Here is an 11,628-nt window from a genome sequence, read left to right as displayed (position 1 = left end):
CCCGACGACGACGCGTGAGAAGGGGTGCCGGCGGACGGATGATCTTCAGCATCGTGGGTCAACTCGACTCGCCCGTGCGCCAGTGGCTGGCCCAGGGCCTCCGGCAGGAGCTGGAGCGCCGGGGGCACGTCTACGAGGAGCCGACCTCCCGGGATCTGCGGCTCGTCCTCAACTTCGTCGACCCCGGACGGCCCCGCCCGTACCGGCGGCGGGCCCGCGCCACCTTCGTCTGCTCGGTGGCCGAGGCATCCGAGCCGCCCCGCGACGTGCTCAAGGCGGCCTATCCGCTGCTGATCCGGTCGCTGTCCAATCTGCTGCTGTACGTGGTGCCCGACGGCGAGCAGGTCCGGACCTACTTCGTCACGCTCGAGCAGGGCTACTACGAGATCCCCTACGACCCCGACGAGTCCGTCTTCTTCGAGCAGCTGTACGGTCGGCTGCATCCGCTGGCCTCGTCCAACCTCATCATCGACAACGTCTTCGAGCCCGATCTGCCCGAGTCGCTGTGGGAGGGCGACGAGGCGGTGGACCAGATCCGCCGGGCCAGCCGCCGACTGGGGGAGCTGGACCTGCTACCGGCGCCGTTTCCCATCCAGGAGATCCTGCCCCCGGAGGACCTGAGGCACGTCCAGCACCTCTACGGCATCGGCGGGCTCAGCTACGGCAACCTGAGCGCGCGCCGGGACCGCACCTCCTTCTGGATGAGCGCCAGCGGCGTCAACAAGTACCGTCTCGAGACCGTCGGGCAAGACATCCTGCTGGTCAAGCGCTACGACGCCGAGCGCAACGCGATGATCCTGAGCGTGCCGCCCCACGTCACGCCGCGGCGGGTCTCGGTCGACGCCATCGAGCACTGGATGATCTACACGGAGCACCCCGAGGTGGGAGCCATCCTGCACGTCCACGCGTGGATGGACGGGGTGCGCTCGACCCAGGTCAACTACCCCTGCGGCACGCTGGAGCTGGCCCAGTCGGTGGCCAACCTGGTACGGGAGGCGCCGGATCCGCGGCGGGCCGTCATCGGGTTGCGCAACCACGGTCTCACCATCACCGGGCCCAGCCTCGACGAGATCTTCGAGCGCATCGAGGGGCGGCTCATCCGGCAGGTCCCGATGATGTGAGGGCCAGCCCCAGGCTGGCCTCCACCAGGGCACGCCCGTCGACCGGCAGCACCTCCAACGGCCGGCCGACGGCCCGGTTCAGCTCGTCGAGGGTCATGTCGTCGAGGAAGACGGGCGCGTCGGCCTTGAGGGTGACGTCGGGCAGGAGCACGGCGTCGAAGCTGGCCAGATCGCCCCGGGCCGCCAGCGCGTCGCGCAGGTCGCCGCCGGTCAGCAGACCCGCCACGGTCACCGTGGGCCCGTAGAAGCGGTTGACCACCGCCTCCACCTCGATCTCGACGCCGGGCGCCACCCGAGCCAGCCGGCCCGCCAGCGCCCGCAAGACGGCCGATGCGGAGACGCCGGTCACCCACAGGACGCGCCGCCGGCCGCCCGACCCCGCCGCCAGGCACCCCGCCCGCCTGATCTCGCGCTCGGCCTGGCGGACCTCGTCGATGAGCTTGCGCAGCAGCCCGATGCCGTTGGCCAGCTGGGGAAACTCCTCGTAGGCCTCGGCCGGCGGCACCCAGCGCCGTGCCAGCACGTACCACTCGTCGGCGGCGAAGACCAGCCGCGTCCCCCGCTCGGCCAGGCTCCGGCGCTGCCACCATCGCACCTGGCGCAGCACGGCGCGGGCCTCGTCGGGCTCGTACGACCGCAGGGGGTACAGGTGGCGCCGGAAGCGGGTGAGGCCCACCGGCACCACCGAGATGGTGCGCACGTGCGGGAAGAGGGAGGCCAGGTCCGCGATGGAGCGATCCAGCTGAGGGCCGTCGTTGATGCCCGGGCAGAGCACCAGCTGGGTGTGCATGACGATGCCGGCCTGCGCGAGGCGCCGCAGCTGGCCCATGATCCCCCGGGCCCGCTCGGTGCCCATCAGGAAGGCCCGCACGTCGTCGTCGGTGGCGTGGACGGAGATGTACAGTGGCGAGAGATGCTGCTCGAGGACCCGCTGCCACTCCTCTTCGGTCCAGTTGGTCAGGGTGATGAAGTTGGCATCGAGCACCGACAGGCGCAGGTCGTCGTCCATGATGTAGAGGCTGCGCCGCAGCCCCTTGGGCGACTGGTGCACGAAGCAGAAGATGCACCGGTTGACGCAGGTGACGATGCGGTCGAAGAGGGGGTCCTCGAAGCGCAGTCCGAGGTCCTCCTCCTCGTCCTTGTCGATCTCCACCAGGAGCTCCTGGCCGTCGGGCCGCTGCACCAGGATGGAGAGACGGGGTTGGGCGGCGGCGTAGTGGAGCTGGATCAGGTCGGTGGCGGGCGCCCCGTTGATGGAGACGATGCGGTCACCGGCGCCCAGGCCCGCCTCCTGCGCGATGGAGCCGGGCTCGACCGCCGCGATGACCGCACCCGGCTTGAGAGCCGCCCGGGGCGTCCGCCGTCGCATCTCGCGCTCGTCCTGCCTCTCTTACGCCCACTCCACGTCGAGCCGGGCAGGGCCCGTGGGCTCCGGCACGCGCACGACGAGGCGGCTGCGCGACGCATCCCACCACCACGCCGGGCGCTTCGCCCACGGCCCGGCCAGCGCCTGGGCGGCGTCGGCGCGCTGCTCCGGGACCGGCGTCCAGGCCTCGCCGGACGGCTCCACCGGCTCGCCCTGCCAGCGTACCGCGGCGGGCCGGCCGCGGTCGACGCGGTCGACGACCCACTCCAGCCAGGCCCGTCGCGGCACGTAGCGCCCCTCCCGCGGCCCCAGCTCGGCGCAAAGTGACAGTCTGCCCCCGGCCAGGGACCAGGCCGTCTCGATGCGCCGGCGCGCGAAGTCGCCCTCCCGGTAGGCCAGGCTCTCGCCATCGTCCTCGTAGAGCCACGTCCAGCCCCCGACGTCACCCCGGGCCAGGGCCGTCGACGAGGGGGCCGCCACGCCCAGGCTCACCCGCCCGTCACGGGTCAGCTCTCCGGTGTGGAGGGCCTCCGGCCCCAGGGGCAGCGGCACGCCGGCCCGCACGAAGACCGGGATCTGATCGAGCGGCGCCTCCACCGGCGCATGGGCCGGCCCTTGCAGCCGCACCGGCTGCCACAGGTGCACCCACTCGCCGTCGGGAAGGTAGACCAGCCGCTGTCGCTCGCCGGGGCGGGTCACCGGTGCCACCAGCAGGTGCGGTCCCAGGAGCCACTCGTCCTGGACCCGCTCGGCCGCCTCGTCGCCCGGATGGTGCCAGAAGAGCGGCCGCATGATGGGCGTCCCCCGGGAGGCGGCCTCCCAGAAGAGGGTGTAGAGGTAGGGCAGCAGCCGGTAGCGCCAGACGATGAACTCCCGGCAGATGGCCTCCATCTCCTCGCCGAAGCGCCAGACCTCCTGGGGCCGGGTGTTCTTGGCCGAGTGGTTGCGGAAGAAGGGGGTGAAGGCCGCTGCCTGGGTCCACCGGGTCAACAGCTCGCCCGTGACGTGGCCGGTGAAGCCGCCCACGTCCGCCCCCACGAAGGCGACGCCCGACAGGCCCAGGTTGAGCAACTGCGGCCCCATCATGGCCAGGTGCTCCCACCAGCTGGAGTTGTCGCCCGTCCAGACGGCCGCATAGCGCTGGATGCCGGCAAAGCCGGCCCGGGTCAGGACGAACGGGCGGATGCCGGGCCGCAGCTCCAGCAGGGCATGATAGGTGGCCTGGCCCATCAGCAGGCCGTAGACGTTGTGAGCCTCGGCGTGACGCATGGCCCGCCGCTCCTCGGGTGGCCGCTCCTCGTCGGGCCCGTGCACCGCGTCGAGGTCCAGGGTGCCGGTAGGCAGGGGGTGGCGGAAGCTGGCGGGCTCGTTCATGTCGTTCCAGATGCCGGCCACTCCGGCGTCCAGCAGCACCCGGTGCCAGCGCCCCCACCACCGCCGCACGGCCACCTGGTTGAAGTCGGGCCAGACGGTGGGACCGGGCCAGACGGCCCCTTCGAAGGGGCGCCCGTCGGGCTTGCGCACGAAGAGCCCCTGCTCCAGCCCTTCGCGATAGACGGGGTAGTCGGGATCGATCTTGACGCCGGGGTCGACGATGGTGACGATCCGCAACCCCTGCTCGGCCAGGTCCGCCGCCAGCCTCGAGGGGTCGGGGAAGCGCTCGGCGTCCCAGGTGAAGACCCGGTAGCCATCCATGTAGTCGATGTCCAGGTAGATGGCGTCGCAGGGGATGCGACGGCGGCGCAGCTCATGGGCCAGGGCCCGGACGTCCTGCTCGCGCTCGTAGCCCCACCGGCTCTGGTGGAAGCCCACGGCCCACCGAGGCGGCATCGGCATGGTGCCCGTCAGCTCGGTGTAGCGGTGCACCACGTCCTCCAGCGTCGGCCCCGCCATGACGAAGTAGTCGAGCACCCCGCCGTCCACCGCTATCTCGAGGCACTCGGGATCGGTCGCTCCCAGATCGAAGGACGAGCGGTGGGTGTTGTGCAGGAAGAGCCCCCACGCCCGGCCCTGCCGGTAGACCACCAGGAACGGGATGGACTGGTAGAGCGGGTCCGTGTCGGGCATGTGCGGCAGCACGTCCGTGTTCCACATCTCCAGGACGCGGCCACGGCGGTCGAGCCAGCCCGTCTTCTCCCCCAGGCCTAGGCACAGCGCCCCGGTCGGCAGCCGCTTGCGCAGCCGGAGCCGGCCGTCCATGGCGACGGGCCGGTCCGGGACATCCTCCGCGATGGGGCCCGGGTGTCCTGCCGCCTCGATGGAGACGGCGCCGCTGGCACGCGCCACGCGGACGGTGAGCGACGGGGTGACGAGCACCCAGCCGTCCCGTCGCTCCTCGAGCCGGACCGGGAAGCCAGCGTCCCACTGCGACTCGGGCCGCGCCAGGGCCCAACCCACGGTGGCGGGCGGGCGGCTGGCGGGGGCGACGACGACGCGGACCAGATCCGGCGCCCAGGCGCTCACCTCGAGGCGGACGCCGGCCCGATCCTCGAGGACGAGTCGTCGCATCTCGGCGCCGACAGCGCGCAAGGGCCCCACCGACGTGGAGGGAGCGGCATCATCCGCGGCAGCGTGGGAGAGGTCGTCAGGCATGGAGCGTCTCCTTTCGATGCGATGCGGGGACGGGTCTCCTGCCGTCCAGGATCCGAGACGAGCGTGCCACCTGGCTCCCGTGCTGTCAAGGCGACGGCTTGCCCGCCATGGGCGGAGCTGGTATGCTGGTCATAACCACTTTGCGAGGTGCATGGGACCTTGCCCTTCGATCCGGCGACGTTCGCGCTGATCCTGGGGATCTCGGTGGTGGCGGGGTTCGTCGGCTCCCTTCTGGGGCTCGGCGGCGGCGTCATCGTGGTGCCCGTGCTGGCCGGTGGCCTGGGCTTCGACATCCGACGGGTCATCGGGGCCAGCCTGGTCTCGGTCATCGCCACCTCCAGCGGCGCGGCTGCCGCTTACGTGCGGGATCGCCTCACCAACCTGCGCATCGCCATGTTCCTGGAGCTGGCCACCACGTCGGGCGCGCTGGTGGGCGCCTACGTCTCGAGCCTCCTGCCGGTGCGGGTGCTCTTCCTGCTCTTCTCGGCGCTGCTGCTCTACTCGGCCTACGGCATGTTTCAGCGCCGGCACCTGGAGACGGGGGCCCGGGTCCCCGACAGCCCCTGGGCCCGCCGGCTGCGGCTCGAGGGGAGCTACTACGACGAGGCGATGGGGCGCACCATCCCCTACCGGGCCGGCCGGCTGGCGCCGGGGTTCGCCATCATGATGGGGGCGGGCGGCCTGTCGGGGGTGGTGGGGATCGGCTCGGGGCTCTTCAAGGTGCTGGGCATGGACATGGTGATGGGGCTCCCCATCAAGGTGTCGACGGCCACCAGCAACTTCATGATCGGCGTGACGGCGGCGGCGGGCGCCGGCGTGCACCTGGCCCGGGGCAATGTGGACCCCATGCTGGCCGCCCCCGTGGCCCTTGGGGTGCTGCTGGGGGCCTGGGCGGGCAGCCGGGTGCTGCCCCGCCTGCGGGGACGGGCCATCCGCGCGGCGTTCGTGCCGCTGTTGCTCTACATGGCCGGCGAGATGTTTTGGAGGGGGATCGCGGGCTCGTGAGCGGCGGAGGGGCGCGGGTGACGGGCGCCGAGCTGGCCGGGCGCAGCGAGGCGGCGCAACGGCGGGCGCGACCCGCCGACGACCGCCTGGAGGTGGTCATCAGCCGCATCCTGCAGACCGGCGTCCTGGTGGCCGCGGCCATCCTGCTGCTAGGGGTGGCGGCGTGGATCGGGCGGGGCGACGCGGGCTACCCGCCTCCCGGCTACCCGACCCGGGCGGGCGAGGTGCTGGCTGGCTTGCGCGAGGGGCGCCCGGCGGCTGTCTTGCAGGCGGGGCTGCTGGTGCTGCTCATGACGCCCGTGGTACGGGTGGCCGCCTCGGCGGTCGTCTTCTGGGTGCAGGGGGACCGCCTCTTCACGGCGTTGACGCTGGCGGTGCTGGGGCTGCTGGCCTTGGGCTTGTCGCTGGGCGGCGCCGGCGCCTGAGCCTGGCGCCGGTTGCGTGCCCTCAGCCCGGGCGCGCCATCTCCGCCAGCAGGTCCCGCAGGGCCCTGGAGTCGTCGACGTAGTAGCGGGCCCGGGTCGGCCCGAAGCGCACCTTGATGGTGTACGCCTCGGCCGGCAACGCGGCGAACATGTCCTCGTCGGTGGTGTCGTCGCCGGCGGCCAGGATGAAGTCGTAGCGGCCGCCCTCCAGCCACCGGCTGGTCACCCGGCCCTTGTTGATGGCCGCGTCCTTGACCTCCACGGCGCGGTCGCCGTCGAGCACCCCGACGTCGAGGCGGGCGGTCAGCTGCATCAGGGCCGACTTGAGCTCGCCCAGCCGCACCGACGCCAGCGCCGGGTCGACCTGGCGGTAGTGCCAGACGAGGGAGAAGTCCTTCTCCTCGACGAACGCGCCGGGCGTCTGGGCGGCGAACTGCTCCAGGACCGGGCGGATGACCCGCTTCCACTGGGGGTCGGCCAGCTCCTCGACCAGCTCCCACTCGCCCCCCGGCGAGCGAAGCCAGACCCCGTGCTCCGCCGCCATGGCGGCTCCCAGGTGGCCCAGCCACCGGGTCAGGGTATGGCGATCCCGGCCGCTGACGAAGGCGACCCGGTTGCGCGGCTGGTCGCAGAGCGCCTGCAGCAGCTCCAAGAGCTCGGGATCGGGCCAGGCGTAGTCGGGGCGACCGGCGAAGGGCACCAGGGTGCCGTCGTAGTCGAGCAGGATGAGGCGGCACTGGGCCGCGCGGTACGCCTGCACCATGGCGCGGCGGTCGGCCTCGGTGAGTCGCTTCTGTGCCAGGGCTCGCTGCACGCCGCGTGCCTCCTCCAGGCGTCGCAAGAATGTCGTGGCCCACCAGTCGACGTCGTACTGGCGCAGCCGTTGCTGCATGAGCCGGTTGCGTGCCCGCTGATCGTCCTCGCTCATGGACAGCGCCTCGTCCAGCGCGGCGGCCATCTGCTCCACGTTGTGGGGGTTGACCAGCAGGGCCTCGGGCAGCTGCTTGGCGGCTCCCGCCATCTCGCTGAGGATCAGCACGCCCCGCCCATCGCGCTTGCTGGCCACGAACTCCTTGCAGACCAGGTTCATCCCGTCGCGCAGGGGGGTGACCAGGGCCACGTCGGCCACGTGGTAGAGGGCGGCCAGGGCCGCGAAGGGCAGCGAGCGGTACAGGTAGCGGATGGGCATCCAGCCGAGGGTGCCGTAGCGGCCGTTGATGCGGCTGATCCGCTCGTCCACCTCGCGCTTGAGCGCCTGGTAGGCGGGCACCTCGGTGCGGGAGGGCACGGCCACCATCACCATGGTGACCCGCTCCCGGTACTGGGGATGGCGCTCGAGGAAGAGCTCGAACGCCTCCAGCCGCTGGGGGATGCCCTTGGAGTAGTCGAGGCGATCGACGGAGAGCACCACTCGGGTGGCGCCGAGCTGCTGACGCACCCGGCGGAGCTGCTCCTCGACCTCGGGGAGCTGGGAGGCGCCGGCGTAGCGGTCGACGTCGATGCCCATGGGAAAGGCATCGACGGTCACCACCCGGCCCTCCCAGGTGATGCGCCCCACGTTGTCGCTGGCGCCCGTCAGGCGCCGGACGCTCTCGAGGAAGTGCAGGGCGTCGTCGTAGGTGTGGAAGCCCACCAGGTCGGCGCCCATCAGCCCCTCCACCATCTCTCGCCGCCACGGCAGCGTACGGAAGACCTCGAAGGACGGGAACGGGATGTGCAGGAAGAAGCCGATGGTGGCGTCGGTGCCCAGGCGCTGCCGCAACATGCCCGGCAGCAGCATCAGCTGGTAGTCGTGCACCCAGATGGTGTCGCCGGGCTCGACCACCTCGACGACCGTCTCGGCGAAGCGCTGGTTGACGCGGCGGTAGGCCTCCCACAGGGAGCGGTCGTAGACCGCGTACTGGGGGAAGTAGTGGGCCAGCGGCCACAGGGTCCGGTTGGAGAAGCCCAGGTAGTAGCGCTCCACCTCCTCCTGGCTCAGGAAGACCGGACAGTGGCCTCTGCGGCGCAGACGCCCCTCCAGGCTCTCCCGCTCGGCCATGCTGAGCCGCTCGGCGGCGATGCCGGGCCAGCCCACCCAGCGGTCCGACTCGGGGCGGAAGCAGGCCGACAGACCCGAGGCGAGCCCACCGGGGCTGGAGGAGACCCGCAGCCCGTCCTTGCGTTTGATGACGCTGACCGGCAGCCGGTTGGCCACCACGACGAGTCGTGCCATATCTCCTGGTTTGGCCGGGACGCCCGTCGCTCCTCCCTCGATGGACCCGGTGGGCGTCTCCTCGACGTGAGGATGATGAGCATTGCAAGCAGCCGGGCCGTCGTTTATACTGTCCAGAGACGGCTGGGGTTTCGTGACAACGGGTCGACGTGGGTGACCCGGCTTATTTTGGGCCCGATTCGTGCCGGCCTTCACAAAGGCGGCCGACGGCGGACCGGCCGGGGCTCGGGGGGCTTGCGACAGACCGTGGAGGCCTACGGCGCACTCGCGATCTACCTCGCGGTGGTCCTGGCGATCACCCTCACCATCAGCGTCCTCGCGGGCCGCATCGGGCGGCGCCGCCCCGATCCCGTCAAGATCGAGCCGTACGAGAGCGGCTATCCCACGCCTCCGCTGATGGGGCGCTTTCCCGTCAAGTTCTACGTCGTGGCCATGCTCTTCGTCATCTTCGACGTCGAGACCGTCGCCTTCTACCCCTGGGCCGTGCAGGTGCGGGAGCTGGGCGCCTACGGCCTGGCTGTGATGGGGCTCTTCCTGGCCATCCTGGCCATCGGCGACGCGTACGTCTGGAAGAAGGGGGGATTCGAATGGAAGTGATGGGGACGCCCTTTTTCCTGACCACCGTCGACAAGTTCGCCAGGTGGGCCCAGCGCTCTTCCATCTGGCCCATGACCTTCGGGCTCGCCTGCTGTGCCATCGAGATGATGAACCTGGTCTCGCCCCGCTACGACGCCGCGCGCTTCGGCGCGGAGGCCTTCCGGGCCTCGCCGCGCCAGGCAGACCTGATGATCGTCTCGGGGCGCGTCTCCCATAAGATGGCGCCCGTCATCCGTCGGCTCTACGCCCAGATGGCCGAGCCCAAGTGGGTGGTGGCCATGGGCGCCTGTGCCTCCAGCGGGGGCATCTTCGACAACTACGCCATCGTGCAGGGGGTCGACGAGGTGATCCCGGTGGACGTCTACGTGCCGGGCTGCCCGCCCACCCCCGAGGCGGTGCTGGACGCCATCCTCAAGCTGCAGGGGCGCATCCGCTCCAGCGACGCGAAGGCAGGCATCCGATCGTGGCAGGCGACGGCGTGAGGCAGGGGGCGGCGACGCCGGCGGTCGAGGCGTCGGAGCGGACCGTGCAGCGGCTGGTCGCGCGCTTCGGCCCGGAGGTGGAGCCCCTGCCCACTCCCTTCGACGTGCCGGTTGTGAAAGTGCGGCCAGGCGCGCTCCGGGAGGTGGCGGCCCTGCTCAAGGAGGCCGGCTACGCCATGCTGCTGGACGTGGGCGGCGTGGACTACCTGGGGCGGCGTCCGCCCGAGGAGCGCTTCGAGGTGGTCTACCACCTGCTCGACGTGCGGGGCCTGCGCCGCATCCGTCTGCGCGTGCCCGTGCCGGAGGACCGCCCGGAGGTGCCGACTCTCAGCGATCTGTGGCCGTCGGCCAGCTGGGCCGAGCGGGAGGTCTTCGACCTCTTCGGCATCCGCTTCACGGGTCACCCGGACCTGCGGCGGATCCTGATGCCCGACGACTGGGAGGGCCACCCGCTGCGCAAGGATTTCCCGCTGCGCGGCTCCCGCCAGGCCGGGACGCCGCAGGCCCTGCGGCAGCGATTCTTCCCCTTGCGGCTGGACGGCCCGCCCGGCGATGCCGCCCCAGGCTCGGGCGGCGACGCCCCGGCCGGCCGACCCGGCGCCGGCGGGGAGGGCGGCGCATGAGCGAGGCCCGGCGCGAGCTGTGGGTCGACGAGACCGGCCAGGAGCGCATGACGGTCAGCATCGGCCCCCACCATCCCAGCACGCACGGCGTCTTGCGCCTCATCGTCGAGCTGGACGGCGAGACCATCACCGACGCCGAGGCGGAGATCGGCTTCCTGCACACCGGCATCGAGAAGCACGCCGAGCACCTGACCTGGCAGCAGGCCATCACGGTGCTGGACCGGATGGACTACCTGTCGCCGCTCTCCAACAACCTGGGCTACGTGCTGGCCGTCGAGCGGCTGCTGGGCCTCGAGGTGCCCCGGCGGGTGCAGTACGTGCGGGTGCTCTTGACGGAGCTGCAGCGGATCGCCAGCCACCTGGTCTGGCTGGGCACCCACGGCCTGGACCTGGGCGCGCAGAGCATCTTCTTCTACTGCTTCGACCTGCGCGAGGGCATCCTCGACATCCTCGAGGAGACGACGGGCGCCCGGATGAACCCCAGCTACTTCCGGGTCGGGGGGCTGGCGCAGGACATCCCGCCGACGTTCGCCCGCATGGTGGACGCCTGGCTGCGCGAGTTCCCCAAGCGGATGGCGGAGCTGCGGGCCATCCTCGACGACAACCCCATCTGGCTGGCGCGGGTCAAGCGCATCGGGGCCATCTCGGCCGAGCAGGCGCTGGCCTGGGGGCTGACGGGCCCCAACTTGCGGGCGACCGGCATCGGCTACGACGTGCGCAAGGCCTTCCCGTACAGCGGCTACGAGGAGTTCGACTTCGAGGTGCCGGTGGGGGAGCACGGTGACGTCTACGACCGCTACCGCGTGCGCATGGCGGAGATGGAGCAGAGCGCCCGCATCGCCCGCCAGGCGCTCGATGGGCTGCCCGAGGGGCCGTGGCGGGTGGAGGACCGCAAGATCGTGCTGCCGCCCAAGGAAGAGGTCAAGCGCAGCATGGAGGCGCTCATCCACCACTTCAAGCTGGTCTCCTACGGCTTCGACGTGCCGGCGGGCGAGGTCTACCAGGCCATCGAGAGCCCCCGGGGGGAGATCGGCTTCTACGTGGTCTCCGACGGCGGCAACCGTCCGCTGCGCGTGCGGGTGCGGCCCCCCTCCTTCTACAACACCCAGGCGCTGCCGGCGTTGATGCGGGGCCACCTGATCGCGGACATGGTGGCCATCATCGCCAGCATCGACCCGGTCTTCGGAGAGGTGGACCGCTGA

General features: G+C 71.5%; 10 protein-coding genes. 7 read left to right on the top strand and 3 right to left on the bottom strand.

Annotated features, from left to right (window positions below; genetic code table 11):
• The first annotated feature begins 38 nt into the window (after nucleotides 1-38).
• Nucleotides 39-1,121: a class II aldolase/adducin family protein gene (locus tag VLY81_RS09175; RefSeq protein ID WP_324667866.1), complete on the top strand. Its 1,083-nt coding sequence runs from the start codon at nucleotides 39-41 to the stop codon at nucleotides 1,119-1,121.
• Here VLY81_RS09175 and VLY81_RS09170 read toward each other — a convergent pair.
• On the bottom strand, nucleotides 1,096-2,490 hold the full coding sequence (locus tag VLY81_RS09170; RefSeq protein WP_324667865.1) for a DUF512 domain-containing protein: 1,395 nt from the start codon (nucleotides 2,488-2,490) through the stop codon (nucleotides 1,096-1,098). The two genes, VLY81_RS09175 and VLY81_RS09170, sit on opposite strands and share 26 nt — an antisense overlap.
• 21 nt (nucleotides 2,491-2,511) lie before the next feature.
• Nucleotides 2,512-5,079, bottom strand: coding sequence for a glycoside hydrolase family 31 protein (locus VLY81_RS09165; RefSeq protein ID WP_324667864.1), 2,568 nt, complete (start codon nucleotides 5,077-5,079; stop codon nucleotides 2,512-2,514).
• A 159-nt stretch (nucleotides 5,080-5,238) separates the two neighbouring features.
• Between VLY81_RS09165 and VLY81_RS09160 the strand changes: the two genes are divergently transcribed.
• The gene (locus VLY81_RS09160; protein WP_324667863.1) at nucleotides 5,239-6,084 is read left to right on the top strand and encodes a sulfite exporter TauE/SafE family protein; all 846 of its coding nucleotides are present in this window, start codon (nucleotides 5,239-5,241) and stop codon (nucleotides 6,082-6,084) included.
• Nucleotides 6,081-6,509 (top strand): DUF1634 domain-containing protein, encoded by a 429-nt coding sequence (locus VLY81_RS09155; RefSeq protein WP_324667862.1) that lies wholly within the window; start codon nucleotides 6,081-6,083, stop codon nucleotides 6,507-6,509. The genes VLY81_RS09160 and VLY81_RS09155 overlap by 4 nt, the downstream gene beginning before the upstream one ends.
• Before the next feature lie 22 nt (nucleotides 6,510-6,531).
• Here VLY81_RS09155 and VLY81_RS09150 read toward each other — a convergent pair whose 3' ends face one another.
• A complete protein-coding gene (locus tag VLY81_RS09150) occupies nucleotides 6,532-8,724 on the bottom strand; it encodes a bifunctional alpha,alpha-trehalose-phosphate synthase (UDP-forming)/trehalose-phosphatase (RefSeq protein WP_324667861.1) in 2,193 nt (730 codons plus the stop codon).
• 234 nt (nucleotides 8,725-8,958) lie between these two features.
• On the opposite strand from VLY81_RS09150, the gene VLY81_RS09145 reads away from it, so the two are divergent.
• Genes VLY81_RS09145 through nuoD form a run of 4 tightly spaced genes read left to right on the top strand, consistent with a single transcriptional unit; the run spans nucleotide 8,959 to nucleotide 11,628 of the window.
• Nucleotides 8,959-9,321, top strand: a complete 363-nt coding sequence (locus VLY81_RS09145) for an NADH-quinone oxidoreductase subunit A (RefSeq protein WP_324667860.1) — start codon at nucleotides 8,959-8,961, stop codon at nucleotides 9,319-9,321.
• Nucleotides 9,321-9,803, top strand: a complete 483-nt coding sequence (locus VLY81_RS09140) for an NADH-quinone oxidoreductase subunit B (RefSeq protein WP_449731258.1) — start codon at nucleotides 9,321-9,323, stop codon at nucleotides 9,801-9,803. Before VLY81_RS09145 ends, VLY81_RS09140 begins: the two co-directional genes overlap by 1 nt.
• Nucleotides 9,785-10,426: an NADH-quinone oxidoreductase subunit C gene (locus VLY81_RS09135; protein ID WP_324667858.1), complete on the top strand. Its 642-nt coding sequence runs from the start codon at nucleotides 9,785-9,787 to the stop codon at nucleotides 10,424-10,426. Before VLY81_RS09140 ends, VLY81_RS09135 begins: the two co-directional genes overlap by 19 nt.
• The gene (nuoD, locus tag VLY81_RS09130) at nucleotides 10,423-11,628 is read left to right on the top strand and encodes an NADH dehydrogenase (quinone) subunit D (protein ID WP_324667857.1); all 1,206 of its coding nucleotides are present in this window, start codon (nucleotides 10,423-10,425) and stop codon (nucleotides 11,626-11,628) included. The genes VLY81_RS09135 and nuoD overlap by 4 nt, the downstream gene beginning before the upstream one ends.

It is taken from the genome of Limnochorda sp. LNt (assembly GCF_035593265.1).
Classification (GTDB): domain Bacteria; phylum Bacillota; class Limnochordia; order Limnochordales; family Geochordaceae; genus Geochorda; species Geochorda subterranea.
Note: the sequence above shows the minus strand (reverse complement) of the source record. Positions and strands in the feature narration are given on the sequence as shown.

What these genes read in the sequence shown, in the direction of transcription:
- VLY81_RS09175 (WP_324667866.1), top strand. Translation starts at nt 39, where the DNA reads ATGATCTTCAGCATCGTGGGTCAACTCGACTCGCCCGTGCGCCAGTGG.
- VLY81_RS09170 (WP_324667865.1), bottom strand. Translation starts at nt 2,490, where the DNA reads ATGCGACGGCGGACGCCCCGGGCGGCTCTCAAGCCGGGTGCGGTCATC.
- VLY81_RS09165 (WP_324667864.1), bottom strand. Translation starts at nt 5,079, where the DNA reads ATGCCTGACGACCTCTCCCACGCTGCCGCGGATGATGCCGCTCCCTCC.
- VLY81_RS09150 (WP_324667861.1), bottom strand. Translation starts at nt 8,724, where the DNA reads ATGGCACGACTCGTCGTGGTGGCCAACCGGCTGCCGGTCAGCGTCATC.
- VLY81_RS09140 (WP_449731258.1), top strand. Translation starts at nt 9,321, where the DNA reads ATGGGGACGCCCTTTTTCCTGACCACCGTCGACAAGTTCGCCAGGTGG.
- nuoD (WP_324667857.1), top strand. Translation starts at nt 10,423, where the DNA reads ATGAGCGAGGCCCGGCGCGAGCTGTGGGTCGACGAGACCGGCCAGGAG.